Source organism: Bacillus xiapuensis, from assembly GCF_002797355.1.
GTDB lineage: Bacteria > Bacillota > Bacilli > Bacillales > Domibacillaceae > Bacillus_CE > Bacillus_CE xiapuensis.
This window is the reverse complement of sequence record NZ_KZ454939.1, coordinates 446,411-467,615: the sequence shown is the minus strand read 5'-3', so window position 1 is coordinate 467,615 and position 21,205 is coordinate 446,411. Positions and strand designations below refer to the sequence as shown.

Annotated in this window: 18 protein-coding genes; 12 read left to right on the top strand and 6 right to left on the bottom strand. The window is 45.3% G+C overall.

Going from position 1 to position 21,205, the window contains the following annotated elements; translation table 11 throughout:
* Positions 1-10: 10 nt before the first annotated feature.
* On the bottom strand, positions 11-1,153 hold the full coding sequence (locus CEF20_RS02285) for a DEAD/DEAH box helicase (RefSeq protein WP_100330310.1): 1,143 nt from the start codon (positions 1,151-1,153) through the stop codon (positions 11-13).
* Positions 1,154-1,426: 273 nt separating this feature from the next.
* On the opposite strand from CEF20_RS02285, the gene CEF20_RS02280 reads away from it, so the two are divergent.
* Positions 1,427-3,958 carry a bifunctional diguanylate cyclase/phosphodiesterase gene (locus tag CEF20_RS02280; RefSeq protein ID WP_100330309.1) on the top strand — a complete coding sequence of 844 codons (2,532 nt, stop codon included), beginning with the start codon at positions 1,427-1,429 and terminating at the stop codon, positions 3,956-3,958.
* A gap of 286 nt (positions 3,959-4,244) precedes the next feature.
* On the opposite strand, the gene CEF20_RS02275 is transcribed toward CEF20_RS02280, so the two are convergent.
* Positions 4,245-4,688, bottom strand: coding sequence for a general stress protein (locus CEF20_RS02275; RefSeq protein WP_100330308.1), 444 nt, complete (start codon positions 4,686-4,688; stop codon positions 4,245-4,247).
* 132 nt (positions 4,689-4,820) lie between these two features.
* Here CEF20_RS02275 and CEF20_RS02270 point away from each other — a divergent pair, with 132 nt between their 5' ends.
* From CEF20_RS02270 to CEF20_RS02240, 7 genes are all read left to right on the top strand, one after another.
* Positions 4,821-5,033 carry a hypothetical protein gene (locus tag CEF20_RS02270; RefSeq protein WP_100330307.1) on the top strand — a complete coding sequence of 71 codons (213 nt, stop codon included), beginning with the start codon at positions 4,821-4,823 and terminating at the stop codon, positions 5,031-5,033.
* A 69-nt stretch (positions 5,034-5,102) separates the two neighbouring features.
* Positions 5,103-6,878, top strand: a complete 1,776-nt coding sequence (locus CEF20_RS02265; protein WP_198508457.1) for a GAF domain-containing protein — start codon at positions 5,103-5,105, stop codon at positions 6,876-6,878.
* 118 nt (positions 6,879-6,996) lie between these two features.
* Positions 6,997-7,428, top strand: a complete 432-nt coding sequence (locus CEF20_RS02260) for a hypothetical protein (RefSeq protein ID WP_100330305.1) — start codon at positions 6,997-6,999, stop codon at positions 7,426-7,428.
* Between the two features lie 17 nt (positions 7,429-7,445).
* On the top strand, positions 7,446-8,915 hold the full coding sequence (locus CEF20_RS02255; RefSeq protein WP_100330304.1) for a sodium:solute symporter family protein: 1,470 nt from the start codon (positions 7,446-7,448) through the stop codon (positions 8,913-8,915).
* Between the two features lie 34 nt (positions 8,916-8,949).
* Positions 8,950-9,678, top strand: a complete 729-nt coding sequence (locus tag CEF20_RS02250) for a (Fe-S)-binding protein (RefSeq protein WP_100330303.1) — start codon at positions 8,950-8,952, stop codon at positions 9,676-9,678.
* Positions 9,675-11,105 carry a LutB/LldF family L-lactate oxidation iron-sulfur protein gene (locus tag CEF20_RS02245; RefSeq protein WP_100330302.1) on the top strand — a complete coding sequence of 477 codons (1,431 nt, stop codon included), beginning with the start codon at positions 9,675-9,677 and terminating at the stop codon, positions 11,103-11,105. Before CEF20_RS02250 ends, CEF20_RS02245 begins: the two co-directional genes overlap by 4 nt.
* The gene (locus CEF20_RS02240; RefSeq protein WP_100330301.1) at positions 11,098-11,769 is read left to right on the top strand and encodes a LutC/YkgG family protein; all 672 of its coding nucleotides are present in this window, start codon (positions 11,098-11,100) and stop codon (positions 11,767-11,769) included. Before CEF20_RS02245 ends, CEF20_RS02240 begins: the two co-directional genes overlap by 8 nt.
* A 123-nt stretch (positions 11,770-11,892) precedes the next feature.
* On the opposite strand, the gene CEF20_RS02235 is transcribed toward CEF20_RS02240, so the two are convergent.
* A complete protein-coding gene (locus CEF20_RS02235) occupies positions 11,893-12,564 on the bottom strand; it encodes a response regulator (protein ID WP_100330300.1) in 672 nt (223 codons plus the stop codon).
* Between the two features lie 18 nt (positions 12,565-12,582).
* Complete coding sequence (locus CEF20_RS02230) at positions 12,583-14,160, bottom strand: ATP-binding protein (protein WP_100330299.1); 1,578 nt, start codon at positions 14,158-14,160, stop codon at positions 12,583-12,585.
* A 467-nt stretch (positions 14,161-14,627) separates the two neighbouring features.
* Here CEF20_RS02230 and CEF20_RS02225 point away from each other — a divergent pair, with 467 nt between their 5' ends.
* The 3 genes from CEF20_RS02225 to CEF20_RS02215 all read left to right on the top strand — a co-directional run bounded on the left by CEF20_RS02225 (position 14,628) and on the right by CEF20_RS02215 (position 18,288).
* Positions 14,628-15,668, top strand: coding sequence for a DctP family TRAP transporter solute-binding subunit (locus tag CEF20_RS02225; RefSeq protein WP_100330298.1), 1,041 nt, complete (start codon positions 14,628-14,630; stop codon positions 15,666-15,668).
* 125 nt (positions 15,669-15,793) lie between these two features.
* Positions 15,794-17,083 (top strand): dicarboxylate/amino acid:cation symporter, encoded by a 1,290-nt coding sequence (locus tag CEF20_RS02220; protein ID WP_100330297.1) that lies wholly within the window; start codon positions 15,794-15,796, stop codon positions 17,081-17,083.
* Positions 17,084-17,358: 275 nt separating this feature from the next.
* A complete protein-coding gene (locus CEF20_RS02215; protein WP_100330296.1) occupies positions 17,359-18,288 on the top strand; it encodes a DMT family transporter in 930 nt (309 codons plus the stop codon).
* 13 nt (positions 18,289-18,301) lie between these two features.
* Here CEF20_RS02215 and CEF20_RS02210 read toward each other — a convergent pair whose 3' ends face one another.
* A complete protein-coding gene (locus tag CEF20_RS02210; RefSeq protein WP_100330295.1) occupies positions 18,302-18,898 on the bottom strand; it encodes a DNA-3-methyladenine glycosylase in 597 nt (198 codons plus the stop codon).
* A gap of 233 nt (positions 18,899-19,131) precedes the next feature.
* Complete coding sequence (locus CEF20_RS02205) at positions 19,132-20,421, bottom strand: DUF2254 domain-containing protein (protein ID WP_100330294.1); 1,290 nt, start codon at positions 20,419-20,421, stop codon at positions 19,132-19,134.
* 156 nt (positions 20,422-20,577) lie between these two features.
* Here CEF20_RS02205 and CEF20_RS02200 point away from each other — a divergent pair, with 156 nt between their 5' ends.
* Positions 20,578-20,922, top strand: coding sequence for a hypothetical protein (locus CEF20_RS02200; protein ID WP_100330293.1), 345 nt, complete (start codon positions 20,578-20,580; stop codon positions 20,920-20,922).
* Positions 20,923-21,205: the final 283 nt, after the last annotated feature.

Below are 21,205 nucleotides of genomic sequence, written 5' to 3'. Positions count from 1 at the left end.
TGGGACGGGCTTATTTCCCCTTCCTTTCATCCACAGGCTGCCCTTTGTAAAACCGTTTTTTCTTCAACGTAATGCCCAGCTCTTTGGCGATTCGCTTCAGTTCCCTTTCCTCCCTTTCGGTAACTAGCGAAATCACGGTTCCTTCTTCTCCTGATCGGCCGGTTCTTCCAGCCCGATGGATATATTGCGCAGACGTTTTGGGCAAATCAAAGTTCAGCACATGTGTCAGCCCTTTGATATCCAAGCCGCGGGCAGCGATATCTGTTGCAAACAGCAAAGACAGCTTACCTTCACGGAACTGCTTTAAGGCGCTCGCTCTTTCCTGTTTATTTACTTCACTGTGCAGTATGCCGTTGCGGAATCCTTTATAGTCAAGCTTAGCGGAAAAGGCGTTGACATCCCCAATATCATTGACAAACGAAAGCACGCGCTCCGGCTCAAAGCCGCGCATAATTCTCTCCACCATCACGTTCTTTTCCCGCCTGTCACAAGTAAAATAAAGATGTTCCACCTTAGGATCTGGCATTTCACTTTGTTTCACTTTGATTACTTGGGCATCCTTCATCCATTCTTTCGCCGCCGTTTCTGCTTTAGCGGGCATCGTAGCAGAAAATAGGACCAGCTGGCGCTCCTTCAGCGTGGATTTAATGATGTGCTCCAAGCTTTTTAAATGCTCCGGAACCAGTAATTGATCCCCTTCATCCAGCACAATCATTTTCACTTCATGCATTTTCAGCTTCTTCATTTGAATGAGTTCTTGTATTCTGCCCGGTGTTCCCGCGACCACTTGCGGCTGTTTTTTTAACTTTTCCACCTGGCGCTTAATATTGGCTCCTCCAATAAAAGCTGCACTGGAAATGCCTCCGCCCCATTTGCGAATTTCATCAGAAATCTGCATGACCAGCTCTCTGGAGGATGCCAGAATCACCGTTTGAACGGCTTTCTTGGCAGGTTCTATTTTCTCTAGCACCGGCAGCAAATAAGCCAGTGTCTTTCCTGTTCCGGTCGGTGATTCAGCAATCACGTCATACCCGCTTAAAATCGCAGGCACCGCCTTTTCTTGAATGGGGGTCGGTTGTTGAAATCCCGCTTTTTCCCAAGCTTCTTGCAAAAATGGTTTCATCGTCTGTAATGCTGTAAATTGAGTCGTCATATTAGCTTCCTTTCATCTGTCTATCTTTTTATTATGTGGAATTATCACCGTTTTCGCAATCCCCAGCCCAAAAGCGCAAGCGCTATCCTCCCCTTTTCGAGTGTAACCCGGCTGAACAAAGGAACAAACATCACTTTTTGAAGAATTTTGTTACATTTTAATGGAGCTGCGACATAATTTTACACTCATTGACAAATTGATCCTTTTGTACTATTTTAAAATAAGAATTATATACCGTTTACAGGTTGAAATCTGAGTATAGGAGATAGCATAATGACCCGAAAACTGGAAGCTCGTACTTTAGCAATATTTCTAATCGGTTTATTAGTAATTATAGGTTTGCACAGCTCTCCTTTATTATTTATGAATGATTTCAATTCATCGAATTTCCTTTTGTTTCATACCATTCTTGAACTGTTAAGTGTTTCGGTGGCTCTTTCCATCGCGATGCAAGGCTGGTTTATCTTCCCTCACACGCTATCGCAGCACCGCTTATTTATAGCCGCTTTATTTTTTGCCATCGGTATATTTGATGTTTTTCATACACTCTCCTACCAAGGAATGCCTGACTTTTGGTCTGAAGCTTCAGTTCAAAAGTCGACTTGCTTTTGGATAGCGGCGAGAATCACATTGGCCACATCCCTTCTTTTGATCCTGTCCAGAAAAGATAGAAAAATCAGCAAAACATTTCGCAACCGTGTATTCCTGCTTTCTATTATCTATAGCATGACCATCAGCTTTATCATTCTCTTCTATTCGGATCATCTGCCGCTGCTAGCCACAGATGACAATGGGCCGACAGCATTAAAAAAGGGAATGGAGTACGGGATTAGCTTTCTGCTTTTTGGCGCAGCCTTAATTGTTATGAAAAATTATAAAACGACGCGCAATAAAGATTTGCTGCCGCTGCTGCTTGCTCTTGGATTCGGTCTGTACAGCGAGTGGATCTTTACTTTGTATAAAAACGCCTACGATCTCAACAGTTTGCTCGGACATCTATTTAAAGTAATCAGCTACGGCTGCTTCTTAAAATACCTCTATGCGGTCACAATTGAAAGGCCCTACCTAGAGCAAAACGGCATGCAAAAAGCAATTAAAGAAAGCGAGAAGCAGCTGAAGACGATTGTGAACACTGTGCCAAACGGCATCGCCATTACCGATGATACCGGCAAACCGCTTTTCATTAATAAAGCGGCCGGAAGCTTGCTCGGACTCTCGCAAACGGCAGCGGCGGATCCAAATGTCACAAAGGATAACCAGCCATTACCTTTCTTAGATGGTTCTCATATCCCTCTGGATAGGCATACCTTTATTCAATTGAAAGAAACAGGAAAGCCCGTATACGATGTCATTTGCAAAATCAATCAAGCGGACGGCCGTGAGCGGATATTGTCTGTGAACTCTGCACCGATTTATGATGAAGACAGCCAAAAAATGCAAGTCATTAATTCCTTAACGGACATTACAGAACAAACAGAAGCCCAGAAACGCATTAATTACTTAGCTTACTACGATCAGCTGACCGGGCTGCCCAATCGCATTTACTTCAAAAAAATCATCGCAGAAAAGCTGGAGGAAGCGCCAGTATCCGGAAAATCTTTAGGGCTCATCGCCTTTAATTTAAACCGTTTTAAACTGGTAAATGAATCGTTGGGCAGTTCGATAGGCGATTTATTTTTAAAAAATATCGCCACGCGCCTGCAGCGATTTGCAGAGGAACATCAATTGACGGTAGCCCGGCTGAACGGCGATGAGTTTGGTTTATTAAGCGATATATCGGATGGCGACACATTGAAGGAATTAGCCAAAGAAGCAGTGGCGCTCATTAAAAAACCGATGATCGCCAAGGGAATAAAATTTCGAATTTCCGCTTCTGCGGGCATCTCCTGTTCTTCAAAAGCAAAAGACACAGAGCAGCTATTAAAGCAAGCCGCAATGGCGATCAGCGAAACCCGCAAGCAAAACGCGAAGATTCTGGTCTATCATCCGGATATGGATCGGGAGGCTTATGAATTGCTAATGCTGGAAAACGATCTGCACCGAGCGATTGAGCGCACACAGCTTTCTCTTCATTACCAGCCACAAATCAATCTGCAGACGGGGAAATTGATCGGGGCAGAAGCGCTGATCCGTTGGAATCATCCAGATAAAGGCATCATTTCGCCAGGAACCTTTATTCCGATTGCCGAGGACACCGGTTTGATTGTCCCAATTGGAAAATGGGTCATTGAAGAAGCATGCCGCCAGCTGCGAAGCTGGATCGACGAAGGGCTCCCTGCCATTCGCATTTCAGTGAACCTCTCGTTAAGACAATTCTTTCAAGAGGATTTAGTCGACATCGTGGCGAACGCCCTGCAAACATGGCGTATAGATCCTCATTATTTTGAGCTGGAAATCACGGAAAGCATGACACTCAACATGGACCGGGCGCTAAAAACATTAAAGAAATTAAAGGGCCTAGGGGTGCAAATTGCTGTCGATGACTTCGGCACAGGCTACAGTTCCCTCAGTTATTTGCATCGCTTTCCTGTTGACCGTTTAAAAATTGATCAATCCTTCATTCGCAACTTATTTGTTGAAGCTAGCAGTGAAGCGATTGTGGAGACGATTATTTCAATGGGACATCATTTAGGCCTTGGCCTGATTGCTGAAGGCGTGGAAACCCGTGAGCAAGTAGCCTTTTTGCAGCAACACCCCTGCCAGCATATACAGGGCTATTATATCAGCAAGCCCCTTCCTGCTAAAGAATTCCAACACTTGCTTGAGAAAGGAGAGTTTATCTTTATGAAAAAAGTTTCGGAATGACTGGCGCCGTTTATCCCGCATATAAGATTCCTGAAACGCTCCTTTCAAACAATAGAGGAAAAACTAAAAGTCTCTAAGTGCACCTTAATCCCCGATTCGTTTGGGCCTGGGCGCTGCAGGCGGCAGTCTCAGTTCTTCTTTTCAGCGGGGAAGGAAAGAAAGTCTCCCGCTGAAAAGAAGTTTCACTTTACTCAAATAAATAAAGGAAATAGCAGAGCAGCTGCTCTGCTATTTCCTTGCTCAATGATTCTAAAGTGAATAGGTTTCTCAACGTTTGGTCCGATGATTAACGGCGATCAACCAATACGATCATTTTCCCGGCTTTAACCTCTTTATTATATCTTTGAGCATCCTCCTCCGGTATTCCCATGCCGATTAAAGCGCCCGTTAATCCGCCTGCTCCGGCTCCGGCTGCCGCTCCGGTTAAGCCTGCAACGATCGGACCCGCAGCCACGACCGGTCCGATTCCCGGGATAGCCAAGGCGCCAGCGCCAGCGGCAATACCGGCTAGTCCGCCCAGCACGCCGCCGGTAGCCGCTCCGGTGGCTGCTCCTTCTTCCACTTCTGTATCTGTGCTTTCTTCGACGTCTTCCACCTCTCGCTGATCTTTGCTGATAATGGATATTTCATCTGACCGGTATCCTTGACGCTTTAAATCCTCAATCGCTGCAATTGCCTCTGTATGATCATCGTAAACCCCAACTATATGCTTTTCACTTTCATTTCTCATCTGCTATCTCCTCCTTATTTAAAACTTGTTTCTCTTTTTTGTTTCCCGCGTTCCGGCTCAATAAACAGAGAACTGCACGTTTATTTAAAGGAAATTGAGGTAGAGTGATAGAAAAGCCATGGAGGTGTTAAGGTGACTTCACAAAAGAAAAACCCTTTGCAAAAAGGAAAAATGGACAACCCTGAACAAAACAAATCAGAAAAAGAAAGCCTGTATGATAAATTTCAAAGCGAGCAAACAGTCGACTCGATCCCGCTTGAAGACTTGAAAATGGAAGAGAAAGAAGAAGAAGATAAACATGGCACGAAGGACAGCTCTTCCAGCGAAGAAAAATTTCCCGGTTAAGCCTGCCTCTCCCCGGCAGGCTTTTCTTCTTGTATAATGAGTGGAAAAGCAATTTGGAGGAAAATCGCTATGAACTCTGATAAGCAATTGCTCAGCCTTATTAATGCGGCGCAAGTGCTCACATCCACATTGGATTTAAATAAAGTATTAGACCAGCTCATTAAAGAAGTGCTCCTTGTCATTGATGGAGCAGATGCCGGTGTGTTTTTTAAATATGATCCCAAGCTCAATAAACTGATTGCTGAGAATGCGATTGGCTATGACATGACGTATTTAAGAAAAATCCAGCTATCAGCGGACGAAGCGATGACCGGCAAAACCTTCACTTCCCAAAAAGCGCGGATTTTCAATTCACCGAAGGATACAGAAGCCAACATGCTGAATTTAGACGATGATCATGTCGATTACTATAAAAGGTCGCTAGGTATGCTCAAATATCCAGCTAGTGCTATTTGCGCTCCACTTTTGACCAATACCGGAGAATGCCTTGGAATCCTGACCATTGTCAGCTTTAACGAAGACGTTCAATTTGAACATAAGGACTTAAGACTGCTGGAAGCCTTCGCTCGCCAAGCTGCCATAGCTCTAGAAAATGCGAGGCTGTTTTCACAAACACAGCGCTCGCAAAATATTATGGAAAAGCTTTCGCGAGTAACTCTTTCAGGTAAGGGGCTTTCAGATATTACCGTGACATTGTCCAATTTGATCCATAAAAAAGTGTGCATTTTTGATGAGTTTTTCGACTTAATTTCTTTTAGCTCCAGCGCAGCGAAACGGTACGCCGATGAACTATCCGCCCGATTCCCTGACGTTTTGCAGAAAATGATGGCCAATAGGGCTGTCAGTCAGCAGCAGCTTCCCCTCAACCGCAAGAAACACGAGGTCTATTTCTTCCCTATCAGGGCAGACAGTTCACCAATCGGGTTATTGACCGTGTTTTCAGATGACGGAAACGAATTGGATCCCCTCGATTTATTTGCTGTGGAACAGGCGAATATGATCTTTGCCTTAGAAATGACGAATCAAGAACGCCATATGTCAGAATTATTCAAATATGAAGGCTACCTGCTGGAAAAGCTGCTGCAGCAGCGGACATCCGAAATTTCTCCTAAGCAATGGCAAAAAGTCGGCTTAACAGACGGCCACTATTTCACTTCCGTATTTATTCATCTGATTGATCCTGTAACAAGCTTCGCGCGGCTGTCATCAAAGAAGCAGCCCTTCAGCCGTTTGCTGTACCGCAAAATCCATTTATCCCCTTACAAATTGCTCGTGCTGGAGAAGAATTTCGACATTCATCTTCTGTTTATTGCCGATAAAAATGTGCCGGAAGATGATTTACAGCAAGACATTGAAGCCTTTCTTCAAGAGCTTTTACAAGAATCAACGGAACGTGAGCTAATGGATTTTTATGCGGGAATCGGCAGCCCGTTTTCTTCTTTAGATCATATTGAGAAATCATCAATCGATGCCAAAAGCTGTGTGGAATACTTGCAAGTATACAAAGGAAAACGCTCGATTATGAATTACAAGCAACTCGGGCTATACCGGCTTTTTCTCGTACATGACCCGAGGGAGCTTAGATACTATATAGAAGAAACGCTCGGCCCGCTTTTGGCACATGATCGCCAATACGGCACAGAGCTTGTCCATACACTGAAAGTATTTATGGAATGTAATCAAAGCGCCACCAAGACAGCTCGAATGAGTTTTGTTCATTTAAATACGATTAAATACCGGCTGCAAACGGCAAAAAAACTGCTGAATATTGCAGACATTGACGGGAAGAAAATGTTTGAACTGCAATTGGCCATTTATATGAATGAGTATTTGTCTTCCATTTAATTTTGTACAAAAGAGACAAAGGATTAATAATCTATTCGTCTCTTTTGTATATATCTATTTTTTTCTGAATATTCTATACTTCATAATACATTCAAAAATGATGAAAGGAGCGATTCTTTTGGATCAGCAAAGTAAAGGGATGGCGCTCATCTTAGTTTGCTTAAGCACATTGGGAGCGGGCATGATCCTCCATTCTTGGCGAGTGATTATTTATTCTTATATTTTGGTAATTGGACTTATTCTAACTATTGGTCTCGGCCGTTATATTCAGAAAAATAAATCTTTTTTGTTTTTTCCAATCGCCTCATCCTCTCTCTTCTTCCTGCTGTTCGCTTTAGCAGACCTGCTAGGCGTCGGAGAGAAGATGGCTGGAGGCGACAGCCGGGTCTATGTCATGGGACTTGTGCCCACATCAGCAGTTTTTCTATATGGTGTTGCTTCCATGATTCTGGTTATACCCCTTTTTTATGCATGGAGTCATCATAAACAAGGCCGGATAGAGGCTCAAAAGGCGCAAGCTTCTGCCGGCCGCTATGCCAAAACATCTTAAAGCAAGGGGACCAAACAATGAATGTAACGATTATTTCTATATTGATTGCCTATTTAATTATTTGTATTGTTATCGGCTTATGGGCCACTAAGAAAACGAAATCAAGCAGTGACTTCTATGTGGCTGGAAAGAGCCTTGGAATGTTTGTGATGGCGATCGCAGCCTTTTCTTCAGTCCAAAGCGGAGTAGGAATGGTGGGAGGCACTGCGTTAGCTTTCAGTAAAGGGCTTGGCTTTGTGATCGGGCCCTTGATCGGAGCTTCCATCGGGTTTGGCCTGACATGGTTTTTAGTCGGGCGGAGAATTTGGGAATTGGGAGCAAAAGAAGAAGTTTACACAATGGGCGACATCGTTGGCAGCCGTTATAAAAGCCGGGCCGCTCAAGGCTGGATGGGCATTGCGGTGATTTTGGGTGTGCTCGGCTACCTCGGAACGCAGGTGCAAGCCCTTGGAGTCATTATGAATCTCACCTTTGGTCTTAGCGTCAAGGAAGGAGCCATCATCGGATTAATTATTCTCGCTGTATACGCGGTAGGCGGCGGAATGATTGCCGGTGTGTATACGGACGTGGTACAGGGAGTGATGATGATTGCCGTTTCCATCATCGTCTTTTTTTACGCGCTCGATGCCGGAGGAGGTCTGCTGAATATTACAAAGACCTTGCAAGAAGCCGATCCGCTCATGGCTTCGCCAACCGGGCAATTCCCTCTCATCACCGTTGTTTGCTGGTTTTTCATGATGAGCCTTGGAATGGCTGGACAGCCCCAGCTTGTCACGAAATTTTTAATGCTAAAGGATGTTAAACAATTAAGATGGGGAGCTTTCACTTCAGGGTTGGCCTATTTAATCACTATTTTTCTCGTGCTCGGCATCGGACTTGCTTCGGCAGCTCTATATTCACAAGGAAAATTTCCGGCCATTGCTTCCCCGGATGATACTCTAATGACTTTCATTTTAAATTATACGAATCCAGTGATCGCCGGCCTTGTAATTTCAGGACTGCTCGCTGCGATCATGTCAACAGGCGACAGCTTTGTTAATCTTGGCGCGGGAGCCATCATCCGCGACCTTCCGAAAGCTTTTAATATCGAGATCAAACGGGAGCTCTTCTGGAGTCGGATCGCCGTTGTCGTCCTGCTTGTCTCCTCCGCTTTATTTGCTTTTTATATGGATACGTTAGTTGGACTTCTCGGCGTGTTTGGATTCGGGACATTTGCAGCTGCTATCTTCCCTTCTGTCGTACTCGGATTAATCTGGGAAAAAGCGACGAAACAAGCGGCGGTCGCAAGCATCATCATCGGTATTTTCAGCAATTTCGCTTTGGAAATCGCCTCAAAGTACGGCTGGACTCTCCTTCCTCCGACCGTCGTGAACGGAGCCTTTGCTTTTGCCTTATCCATGGCGGCATTTATTGCGATCTCCTTTTTGACACAAGCGAAGCAGCCAACTTTAGAACCGCATATACAGCGCATCATTAAAGGAATCTAACGACTAAATCTATTTTAGAAATGGGAGATAAAGGATGAACGCTTCATTATTTATTACTTGTTTGGCAGATAATCTATATCCGCAGGTAGGGGAAAGTGTCGTGCGCATCTTGAATCGCCAAGGTGTCAAGGTGGATTTCCCTGAAGGACAAACATGCTGCGGACAGCCGGCATTTAATAGCGGCTATCAGAAAGAGACAGAAAAAGTAGCGCGGCATACAATTCAAGTATTTGAAAAAAGTGAATATGTCGTTTTGCCTTCCGGTTCCTGTACAGGAATGATCCACCATTATTATCCGGAATTATTTAAAGATGATCCCGTTTGGCGCAAGAAAGCGGATGAGCTGATTGCCAAAACGTATGAATTTACACAGTTTTTAGTGCATGTCCTCGGCGTGGAGGATGTAGGAGCCAGCTTTGCTAAACGAGCGACTTTTCATCCCTCCTGCCACACAACGAGACTGCTTCATGTGAAGGATGAGCCATTCACGTTACTCAAACATGTCAAAGGCTTGGAGCTGGTCGATTTGCCATATAAATCAGACTGCTGCGGCTTTGGAGGGACATTCGCAGTGAAAATGCCGGACATCTCTAAGCAAATGGTGACAGAAAAAGCGGAGCATGTTCAATCCACTCAGCCAGAAGTGCTGATTGGCTCTGATATGGGTTGTTTAATGAACATCGGTGGCCGCCTGAATCAGACTGGGGCCGATATTCAGGTCATGCATATTGCCCAAGTACTGGATCAGGGGGTGACAGCATGACATTATACGCAGGCGGAACGCTAAAAGAACGCGTCAAAAAAGAAATTTCCGATGTTCACGCGCGCCAGGCTGTGGCAAAGGCGACAGAAAAGCTGCGCTATGGCAGACTGAATGCGGCGGCAGAGATGGGAAATTGGGAAGAATGGCGCCAGCGCGGCAGTGCCATTCGCAGCCATACCATTGCCCACTTAGATTATTATTTATCGCAATTCGCAGAAAATGTAGAAAAACAAGGCGGCCGCGTTCACTTTGCTACAGACGCGGCTGAAGCCTTAGAGCATACACGCCGCATCGTCCAACAAACGAACGGAAAATATGCGGTGAAATCCAAGTCCATGGTGACAGAAGAAATTAAATTAAATCGCGCCTTAGAACAGGCCGGCGTCGAAACGGTAGAAACAGACTTAGGAGAATACATTATTCAATTGGCCGGGGAGCATCCTTCCCATCTTCTCGGGCCTGCCGTTCATAAAACGAAAGAACAGGTGGCAGAATTATTTTCCAAAGAAGGCGGCAAAGAGGTGCAAGCGGATTTGCAGCATCTTGTCGGCTTTGCCCGGGCGGCCATCCGCGAAAAATTTTTGGCAGCCGATATCGGCATTACCGGATGCAATTTTGCCATTGCCGAGGCGGGAGCCGTTTCTCTGCTGACGAATGAAGGGAACGCCCGCATGGTAACCACACTTCCGGAAACGCATATTGTCTTCATGGGCATGGAGCGGATCGTCCCTACATGGGAAGATTTTGAAGTCGTGATTAACCTCCTGCCCCGTGCCGGCACCGGACAAAAGATTTCTTCAGGCGTCTCCATTTTAAAGCCTGTGCGCAGCCACGAGACCGATGGACCGAAAAATATGCACGTCATCATTTTAGATAACGGCCGTTCCAACCAGCTGGGCGACCCTGATTTCCAAGAGATTCTCAATTGCATTCGCTGCGGAGCTTGCATTAACGTATGTCCGGTATATCGGCACGTAGGGGGTCATTCATACGGTTCCGTTTATAACGGGCCGATTGGAGCGGTACTCACTCCTTTATTAAATCAAGATTCCAAGCAGGCGGCTGAATTATCTTACGCTTCAAGCTTGTGCGGGGCCTGCCACGAAGCTTGTCCTGTTCGAATTCCGCTGCATGACATGCTTGTCAAGCTGCGCCACCGCAATGTCGAATCAGGCTACACATCGCCGCTGGAAAAAATGGCGTTTCAAATGTTCGGAACAGCCTTCAGTTCGCCTTCTTTGTACAGTAAAATGACCAAGGCCGGACAAGTCTTGCAAAAACCCTTTATTAAAGATGGCCATTTTAAAGAAAGCACTCCGTTCATGAAAGGCTGGACAGAATCAAGGGAATTCCCTGAAGTGCAAAAATCCTTCCGCGAACGCTGGAAGGAATCGATTAAGCATCAAGGAGGTTCGTCACATGAATAAAGCTGATTTTTTACAAAACATTCGAACCCGGCTTGGACGTAGCGAATCCGATGCCATTGCCCCTTACCCTAAAGGCATTCCTGAAGGCAGCTGCGATTCTGCTGATTCCCCCGACGAATGGCTGAGAATGTACAAGGAGAATTTGGAAGCTGTTCACGGGGAAGTATTTACAGCTAAGCAGGCGCATGAAGTCCAGCACTTTTTGAAAATGATCATCGAACGGCACGGTGCCCAATCACTGATTCGCTGGGATGACGAAGAACTGGCGAAATTGAATATAGATGAAGCAGCCGCGCAAACAAAGACAAAGATGTATATTTGGAATGGACAAGCCGCGAAAGAGGCCAATATTGCGATTGCTAAACACGCCGATATCGGCATTACATCAGCGGACTTTGCGATCGCAGACACCGGGACCGCCGTTTTAATTTACAATGAGAAGAAAGGCCGCTCCGTCAGCCTTCTTCCTCCGGTTCATGTCATAATCTTCAAGCAAGAACAGCTTGTCTTCCGCATGGGAGATATCTTCCCGCGCTTGCGGGAGAAAGACTTCTCAACACTTCATTTCCTAACGGGTCCCAGTAAGAGCGCCGATATTGAGCTGCAAATGACCACAGGTGTTCACGGGCCCAAGCATGTCTATGCGATTGTTCAAGCAGAATAAGCCAGAATTCCGGCAAAGTTTCTTGCCGTGATGCTTAGAAGTGCGGCTCTCCTTTGCCAGAAAGAAAATAGAATGACATCATTGATCAAAGCTAAACAGCGCCTTGCATGAACTGGGCGCTGTTTAGCTTTGATAAATATAGCGGTTGATCGGTCTTCCGATGCCGCCGTATTGAATATCGAGTTTGACTTTTCCTCTCTTCTCCAGGTAATCAAGGTAGCGTCTTGCGGTCACCCGGGCGATACCGATTCCTTCAGCCACCTCTTCTGCAGAAACCGATTCCGCATGGCCTGATAAATATCCGATAACCTTCTTTAAGGTGACCGCGTTCAACCCTTTGGGCAGCTCCGCTTCCGCATGCTCTTCCTTTTGAAATAAAATGCTGTCAAGCTCCTTCTGAGACATTGTGCCGCTGTCATTGAAGCAATTGCGGAAAGAACGGTATTTCTCCAGCGCTTGTTTGATTCTTTCAAATTTAAAAGGCTTCATAATGTAATCGAAGGCTCCGTGCTGAATGACTTTGCGGATCGTATCGGCATCGCTTGCAGCGGTAATCGCAATCACATCCGCCCGGAGCCCCTCTGTCCGTATTTGCTGGATCGCCTGCAGGCCATCCACCTGCGGCATGTAAATGTCAATAATAACAAGCTCCGGTTTAAGCGTCCGCACTAGCCGCAAGCCCTCTGCTCCATTCCCAGCGGCTCCTACGACTTCAAAACCATTGACTTGATTAATAAATTCGCGGTTGACTTCCTGCACCATAGGATCATCTTCTATTAATACTACTTTTATCATCGTTCCCCTCCTTTTCCTTCACGACATCGGAAAGATGATGGAAATCGTTGTGCCCTGTCCTACTTTCGATTCCACTTGAATGTTCCCGTGCCCTTTTTCTGTCACTTGCTTGATTAAAAACAAGCCAATTCCTCGTCCCACTGAGGATTTGGTTGAATATCCATGCTCAAATATTCTCTTTTGCTTGTCCTCTGGAATTCCGCAGCCGTTATCTTCCACGAGAACAGAAACAGCCTCCTCCGTTTGTCTGATGCTGACATAAATTTGATTGTCCTCGCTTGATGCAGTGAAAGCATCAAAAGCATTTTCGATTAAGTTTCCTAAGACAATCACAAAGTCATGATGATCCAGTGCCGGCGGAAGCTGCTTGAGCGTGCTGTGGCCATCAATTGTCACTTGAATGCCCAGCTCCTTGCCGCGGCTGACCTTGCTCAGCAAAAGACCGGATATGCTTTCATCGTGAATGTTTCGGCTGAGAAAGTTCATCAATTCCTCTTGCTCACCGGTTACTTGAAAAATGTATTCAAGCGCCTTTTCTTTATTTCCCAGCTGGATCAGACCAGCGATCGTATGTAATTTATTCATATGCTCATGATTCTGTACGCGAAGCGCGTTCACAAACGATTTGACACTCGTCAGTTCCTCCGCCATTTGCTTCACCTTCGTCCGGTCTTGGAAAATCGCAATCGCTCCAACCGTCTTTCCATTTACTTTGATCGGCACCCGATTGGATACGATCGCCCGGTTTTGAATATGCAAGTCCCGATTATACACCGGACGCTCTTTTTCAAGAATTTCAGGCAAAAACGTATCCGGCAGCACCTGGCGAATCGGCTGATGAATCACATCCCCAGACACCCCCATAATCCGCTTCGCCTGATTATTGAAAATCGTGATCCTTTCTTTACTGTCAATGGCGATAATTCCTTCATGCATCGCGTTAAACGTCTCCGTTCTTTCCACGAGGATCCTGGCAATTTCATGAGGTTCAAGCTGGAACATCTCCCGCTTAATATGCCTGGCTAATAAATAAGCTCCCCATCCGGCGACGATTAAAGCCAGAGCGGATGTTAGCAATATCTCTTTTTTCAGCGACAGCAGTGTCTCTCCGATACTCGGTAATTTATAGCCGCTAACGACAACGCCGATTTGTTCATGCTGGTCATTGATTACGGGGACAAACGCTCGAATCACAACGCCGATTTCTCCTTTTGCTTTGGATGTATAAGAATGCTCGGCGAAGGCTGGCGCTTCATCTTTCCCTTTGGATACTTTGCCGACTAGGCTCTCTATCGGATGAGTCAATCTTACCCTATCCATATTCAGCACCACAATATAATCCGCTTGATTAATGACTCTGATATCTTCAATTGTTTTTTTCATGCTCTGCCCTTTCTCGCCCTTCAGCGACAGCTGCTCCACCATCCCCGGCAGCTCTGACACCGTTCTAGCCGTTAAGATGGCCCGCTCTTTCAGCTCATCTTCTTCCTTTTGAATGAGCTGACTAATGAGCACGATTCCGAGCAATAACAGAGAAAAGGCCAGAATGAACACGATTAAGCTTGTGATCTTCCATTGAATGGAGATGCGCCTCAATCCGATCACTTCCCTTCGACTTTTAACTGAAATAGGCGAAAAGACTCCCGCCTCTAGAAGCGAGGGCAAGCAGGTGGGGGATGAACCGCCTTCGGACAAGTGACGGCTTCCTTGCCGTCCCGATTGTCCAACGTTCGAGTGCATATTGTATGATATCAATATTTGCTTGGGTGCGAGTTGTAGAATCTTTCTTTTCTTTGACCTCGTCAATCCATTTTACTCACTCTTTTGGATAGCGCATATTCAAAACCTGCAGCCTATTCAAAAACTATATTTTGTACTAAAATACTACATAATTAAAGAGGTGAAAACAGTGACAGCGAAGAAAGCATACAATTTTCATATCTTCCCGATAAAACGATACATCAGGATACAAGTCTAAAAAGAATAGGGTACAGGCTATTGCGACATAAAAATGAATAAATCTCCAGCCATTAAACATGTTATGATAAAAGCGGTGATGCACAATGAAAAAAGTCGTTTCTCTACTTTTGTTATCCGCCGTATTCGCACTGGCATACCCCCTGCTGAAGGATGCTTTTACATCCGGGGGCTCGCTTTCCTACGATGACGAACAGCAAACACTCGATCAAAAAATAACACTTCGCTTCTCCCATGTCGTTGCAGAAAACACTCCGAAAGGCTTAGCAGCCCAGCGTTTTGCAGAACTCGTTCATCAAAAGACTGAAGGGCGAGTTCAAGTTGAATTATATCAAAATGGAATCCTCTATAACGATGATACGGAGCTCGAAGCGCTTAAGAACGGCAAAGTGGAAATGATTGCTCCCTCTTACTCAAGATTAACGGATCTCGTACCCGCATGGAAAGTCCTTGATCTTCCATTTATCTTCCGCGACAGCGCCCACGCTCAATCGGTGCTCACCGGATCAATGAGAGACCCATTGTTGCAGATGCTTGATGAGAAAGGAATAAGGGGACTCGCTTTCTGGAGCAACGGCTTTAAACAAATGACAAGCCGCTATAAATTATTGATGAAGCCGGAAGATTTCAAAGGCCTGACCTTTCGGACGATGCCGGGTGAAGTGATCGCCAATCAATTTCAATTATTGCAAGCTCAAACAGTCGTTACCCCATTTAATGAAGTATACCGCAGTTTAGCTTCCAGGCGAATAGATGGTCAAGAAAATACAGTTTCTAATATCTATTCCAAGCGGCTCTATCAAGTGCAAAAGAGCCTGACGATCACCAATCACGGCTATTTAGGGTATGTCGTCATTGTGAATGAAAAATTTTGGGAAGGGCTACCCAAAGATTTAAGATCCCTCATTCTAGAAGCCTTGCAAGAAACAACGGCATGGAATATGAACACAGCCAAAAATATGAATGAGCGTCAGCTGAATGATATCCGCCGCCGTTCACCTATCACAATCCATGAACTGACCGAGAGAGAAAAACAAGAATGGCAGCGCCGTTTTACCCCGCTGTATCGCAAAATTGAACACGAAGTTGGCGGAAAGTGGATTGATCGAATTAAACACCAGCGCTAATCCCTCATGAACAAAAAGAACAAAAAGAACAATATAACCTAAAATTTTAAGTTTCTAAATTGTCTGTTAATATAATTTACAACACATGAAAACGCTATCAACGCAGACAAGGAGGAAACATAAGAATGAAAAAGGCGTTAAATAACCTGACCGTTCGCGTTGTGATCGGTATTATCCTCGGCATTATGGTAGGTGTGCTTTTCCCTGCTTTCGGCGAACAGCTGAAAGTATTAGCAGATATCTTCATTAAATTAATCAAAATGGTCATTGCTCCTATTGTCTTTATGACAGTCGTGATCGGCATCGGCAGTATGGGAGACATGAAAAAAGTCGGCCGTATTGGCGGAAAAGCCCTGATTTACTTTGAGATTGTCACCACCTTCTCATTAGCGATTGGCCTTCTAGTTGTCAACCTCGTCAAACCTGGAGTCGGCTTTAATACAGGCGCTGTGGAGGGCGGAGACATTTCTCAATTCACAGAAAAGGCCGCTGAATCAGATCATGGACTCATGAGTTTCTTAATGAGCATTATCCCTGACAATATTGTCGCCGCACTGGCAAAGGGTGAATTGCTTCCGATTCTGTTCTTCGCCGTCTTATTCGGATTATCTATGGCGGCTATGGGCGAGCGGTCCAAGCCGGTTGTCGACTTTTTTGAAAGACTGGTGGATGTTTTCTTCGGCATCGTTAATATGATTATGAAGCTGTCTCCGATCGCCGCATTTGGTGCCATGGCTTACACGATCGGCAAATTTGGTCTAGGTTCACTATTAATGCTTGGTAAGCTGATGGGATCCGTTTACATTACGATGTTTCTATTTATTATTCTTGTTCTTGGAGGCATTGCGAAATTTTATAAGTTTAATATTTTCAAATTTATCGCCTATATTAAAGATGAAATCTTACTTGTGCTCGGAACCTCCTCTTCGGAATCCGCGCTACCTAAGATGATGGAAAAAATGGAGAAGTACGGCTGTTCTAAACCGGTTGTTGGATTGGTTGTTCCGACAGGCTATTCTTTCAACCTCGATGGAACCTCCATTTACTTATCGATGGCCGCCATTTTTATTGCGCAAGCCTACGGTGTGGATTTGACTATTTGGCAAGAGCTGACACTGATGGGGATCTTGATGCTCACCTCTAAAGGAGCAGCCGGCGTAACAGGTTCCGGCTTTATCACCCTAGCTGCTACACTGGCCGCTTTTCCGATGATTCCAGTGGAAGGAATCGCTCTTCTTCTCGGCGTAGACCGCTTCATGTCAGAAGCGCGGGCGATCACTAACCTGATCGGAAACGGCGTAGCTACAGTGGTTGTATCTAAAATGGAAAATGAATTCCACCCTAATGCGATTCATCAAGCCGCTGAGCCTGAAGCCGTTCAATCTCCGGAATTGCATGCAAAAGCCGCTGAATAACAAGACGAAAGCCGCCTGCGAAAAGGCGGCTTTTTTCTATATAAAATGACTCTTGGCTCTTCCTTCCTCTTGCTGCTGACATGAAGAACTAAAACGGCAGGCCTTTGTCCCCTGTATTGTGCAGGCCCGAACCAAGCCGGCATTCAGATGCTGCGGCCTCCCCGCCTAAACTTGTGGCAGAAACGAGTGCTTCTCAAACAAACTTGGCACCCTGTTCTTTTTCTCTCTTTCTATCGTATAATCAAAGGGGACGGAAACCGGGGAGGCAGCATGCGATGAGGTACTTGAAGATCTATGTAATTCTCGTAGGAACGATGATTGTCTGGGGCTTCAATGTCTCATTTATCAAGATTTTAGTAGGTCATTTTATGCCGGCAACCATTACCGCTTTACGCATTTTCACAGCGGCGGCTACGGTGTTTTTGTTTCTTGGACTGTCGCGCAGCATCCGGTTGCCGCATGCCGGTGAGTGGAAGTATGTCTTCGGTGGGGCGCTGTCGAGCGTAGTCGCGCATCACTATTTTTTAGCGGAAGGACTGACCGAAACATCCGCCACAAACGCTGGCCTAATTTTGGGGCTGGGACCCTTATTAACAGCGCTGCTTGCTGCTGTTCTGCTGCGCAGGAGGCCTACCTTCATTCGCTTCATCGGTTTCATTCTTGGCGGCGTGGGGGTTGGATTTACTGTGCTTGCAGGCAGCGAAGGAATGGGGGCGCTGTCGGCGGGGGATGCCGATATCTTTTTATCCATCCTCGCACAAGCCCTGAGCTTTATCTTAATTAGAAAGGCAGCGGAAACGCTCGATCCGCGGCTGCTGACGGGCTATATGCTCTTCTTTGGCTCGCTGATCTTATTTCTTATCAGCCTGTGGAAGGAGCCTGATGGGCTGGCAAGCCTAGCCGGCGCCCCCATGCTTACATGGTTCATCTTCATTTGTTCTGCTGTCTTTGCAACCGCTGTTGGACACATGATCTATAATTACGCCATCGGTCAGATCGGAGCGGCAGAAACATCCATCTTTATGAATTTAAGCACGTTTTTCTCCTTAATGGGCGCCGCTGTAATTCTGGGTGAAACGATCTTGCCCTCCCACTTTATCGGATTGCTGTTTATCATCTCTGGCGTACTGCTTGGGTCCGGCTCGCTGGAAGAATTAATTCTTCAGAAACGTCATAGCCGCCTCCGGGCAGAAAAGCGAAGCTGAGCGGCTTCGTTTTTTATTTGGAAACAAAGGGATTGCCAGCAACCCAGAATCGCCAAGGGTAATGCTTCGCTTCTCCTGCATTATCAATGCCGATTCGCGGGCCAGATGATATATCATCCGGCGTAAATCCCTCCGCTATAAACAAAGGCGGTTCCACAAAGCGCCTCCCGTAATCCTCGATTGTAATCCCCATCGCCTGCGTTAATTTTCCCGGACCGCTCGTTAAGTTTTTAAACGCTGTCCCTTTGCGGCGCTCGCTCATTAAATCTATTCCCTCTTTGGGCTCTACCGCCCGAATAAGCACTGCTTCTGGCACACCTTCCTCTTCGCTGACGACATTGACTAAACAATGGGTATGCATTACATAGGTGTAGACATGACCCGCTTCAGCGAACATAATCTCCGTTCGTTTCGTCCGGCGATTTCTGAAGCTATGAGCCGCTTGATCATGCGGACCTCTATACGCTTCTGTCTCCACAATAAAGCCTGATGTTCTTCCTTCCTCCGTCTCTTTTACCAGTAAGCAGCCCAGCAAGCTTTTGGCAAGCTCAATCGTTGGCTGCTCAAAAAAATCCTGCTTCACTGGCACATATCCCTTGCTTTCTTCCATTGTCTCTTCTCCTTCATCATGCGTCAGAAAAAAGCCACCCTCTCTCTTGCTGGATGGCTTAGTGAAAACGTTACTTTTTAGAACTTACTTTGACATTAGACGCCTGTTTTTCTTGCAGCTTATTCTGCTCAGCTTCTCTTTTAAAAGATTCCATTCCCTTGCTGATTAGAAAATTCATGGCCCATGCCTCCTGTAAATGTTTTCTTACCTCACTTTTTCCCTTTCAGCAAATTCTAAACATTTTCCTGTTTACAAATTTTCTTCAAAATAACGAACTTTTCCTGCAATTTTTTTCGATCATCTTTATTTAGTATGCCTTCTTCTACTTTGTTTAGAACATATTCACCGAAATGATAGATCTTCCCTTTAATATTTTCTGTGTTTTTGTTAGCAATCTCAATTAACGCTTCGAATACAGCTAATAACACAGATACCCGGTCTCTACCCGAGTAGCATATTTCATAAAATGCCTGGTACAAGACCTCTTCGAATGGTTTCTGAGCAATAATAAGCCGCGGAATTTCTCCCTCGTAATAAACGATATAGCGGCCGTCCTGATGGCTTGCTTCATCCAAGCACATGCCCATATGCTTGATCCCGTCGATAGCAGTGTTCGGATCATTCGCTCCCGGAGCCAGAGCCCGAAGCGTAATTTCTCCAAGCTTTTGGACTCCAAACTCTAAATCCTGCATAGTTGTGCGATCATCACCAATCTGAACAGCGTCAATGAAATTTCCTGTCAGCTCTTGGGAATGGTAGATTTTCATTAATTCTGTTTTTCTCGTAATGAAAGAACCGATCGGCAGCAAAATTTCTACCGTGCACTGATCTTGGCAAGCCAGATCAAATAATCGCTCAATTTCATACAGCTGCGTAAAGCCATATGCAGCGGACGTATAGACTGTTACCTGCTTTTGTTCAATAACAGGGCACTGAAATACCCGCTGGCTCCTTTTTTCTTTCTCGATTCTTTGTGCCATTTTAGAAATGGAGGAAGTGGCATCTTCCGTCAATTGTCTGATCAATTTATTTACTTGAATGGATTGAGCCACATGCTGAAGAAAATGAGCAAAAAAAGCAAGACAGATAAAAGCGATAATCACGCCAACGGCAGCCGAAATAACCGGATGTCCCCCAGGAATATCCCGAAGGAATAAAAGCGAAAACATCGAATAAACGAAGCCGCCCATGAATATTCCCAGCACTCGTAGAGTCACCTTGTCTCGGATGAAATTTTGCAGTGTGCGCGGTGAAAACTGGCCGGAGTATGTAGTTAAAACGACCATTAGTGTTGAAAAGGTAATGGATGTCATCGTTAATAGCGAGCCGGCAATGGCTCCTAATATCGTTTCGGCCAAACCAATGCTTGTCAGCAAACGATTAGGCACCCAAGCCTTTATGAGCGGATAGTGAGAAATATCCAGCCAGATTACGACAGCGGCTAACAGAAAAGCCGTGAAACTATAAAAGCTTGGAATGATCCAAATATTATTTTTTAACTTTAAATCCCATCTTTCTTTCATCGCTGCTCTCCTTCCTCCTTAGCTTTACCCAATTTCAAGCAAAAAGCCACATTTTTTTGATAAATCATCACTTTTACGCGATAAAAATCGTTATTTGGCTTACAATAAAGGGTAAACAGGGGATAAGGAACTTACATATTAGGGAGGTTGAATAATATGGAATTCATCGGCTGGGCAAGCTTAGCGACCGCAATCAGCGCCTTGATTTACTTGGCTGTATCTGCAGCGGGTATTTATAAATCTATGAAGCCAAAAATCAATCATCTTCAAGGCACGGCCGAGAAGATGAAAGAGCAGCAATTCAAGTTGCAATCAGAAGCAGAGGAGTTAAAACTGCATCAAAAACAGCTCATGCAAGATATGCAATTCAAGAAGGATGCAGTGGTGTCGGCAATAGACGAAGCCAAAAAAACACCGCCGGCGCTCAAGCAATTAGCCATGGCCTTAACAGGCACAGAGGAAAAAAATAAATTCAAGCTGCCGGATCCTCAACAAAAATAGCTGCCGGGCAAAATAAAGAAATGGACGGGAGAATTCTCCCGTCCATTTCTTTATGCATATATCCGTAACTCATAACGTCTTTCATGAGTCTGTTCACTTTCTGTCAGAAAATAAAACCGCCGCGGTTTTGTTCTACATTGTCGTTTATGATAAACCTAAACGACCTAAGCCCTGCCTTCTCTTAAGTCCTTGCGGCTCCGAAGCCGCTCCAGTTTGAATAAGTCTTACTTCAAAAACATAGCAGAATGCCAATTATTTACATAAAACGTTCTAAGTTACATCG

What these genes read in the sequence shown, in the direction of transcription:
- CEF20_RS02235 (WP_100330300.1), bottom strand. Translation starts at nt 12,564, where the DNA reads ATGATAAAAGTAGTATTAATAGAAGATGATCCTATGGTGCAGGAAGTC.
- CEF20_RS02275 (WP_100330308.1), bottom strand. Translation starts at nt 4,688, where the DNA reads ATGAGAAATGAAAGTGAAAAGCATATAGTTGGGGTTTACGATGATCAT.
- CEF20_RS02240 (WP_100330301.1), top strand. Translation starts at nt 11,098, where the DNA reads ATGAATAAAGCTGATTTTTTACAAAACATTCGAACCCGGCTTGGACGT.
- CEF20_RS02225 (WP_100330298.1), top strand. Translation starts at nt 14,628, where the DNA reads ATGAAAAAAGTCGTTTCTCTACTTTTGTTATCCGCCGTATTCGCACTG.
- CEF20_RS02255 (WP_100330304.1), top strand. Translation starts at nt 7,446, where the DNA reads ATGAATGTAACGATTATTTCTATATTGATTGCCTATTTAATTATTTGT.
- CEF20_RS02210 (WP_100330295.1), bottom strand. Translation starts at nt 18,898, where the DNA reads ATGGAAGAAAGCAAGGGATATGTGCCAGTGAAGCAGGATTTTTTTGAG.
- CEF20_RS02265 (WP_198508457.1), top strand. Translation starts at nt 5,103, where the DNA reads ATGAACTCTGATAAGCAATTGCTCAGCCTTATTAATGCGGCGCAAGTG.
- CEF20_RS02245 (WP_100330302.1), top strand. Translation starts at nt 9,675, where the DNA reads ATGACATTATACGCAGGCGGAACGCTAAAAGAACGCGTCAAAAAAGAA.
- CEF20_RS02250 (WP_100330303.1), top strand. Translation starts at nt 8,950, where the DNA reads ATGAACGCTTCATTATTTATTACTTGTTTGGCAGATAATCTATATCCG.
- CEF20_RS02215 (WP_100330296.1), top strand. Translation starts at nt 17,359, where the DNA reads ATGAGGTACTTGAAGATCTATGTAATTCTCGTAGGAACGATGATTGTC.
- CEF20_RS02285 (WP_100330310.1), bottom strand. Translation starts at nt 1,153, where the DNA reads ATGACGACTCAATTTACAGCATTACAGACGATGAAACCATTTTTGCAA.
- CEF20_RS02200 (WP_100330293.1), top strand. Translation starts at nt 20,578, where the DNA reads ATGGAATTCATCGGCTGGGCAAGCTTAGCGACCGCAATCAGCGCCTTG.
- CEF20_RS02280 (WP_100330309.1), top strand. Translation starts at nt 1,427, where the DNA reads ATGACCCGAAAACTGGAAGCTCGTACTTTAGCAATATTTCTAATCGGT.
- CEF20_RS02220 (WP_100330297.1), top strand. Translation starts at nt 15,794, where the DNA reads ATGAAAAAGGCGTTAAATAACCTGACCGTTCGCGTTGTGATCGGTATT.
- CEF20_RS02205 (WP_100330294.1), bottom strand. Translation starts at nt 20,421, where the DNA reads ATGAAAGAAAGATGGGATTTAAAGTTAAAAAATAATATTTGGATCATT.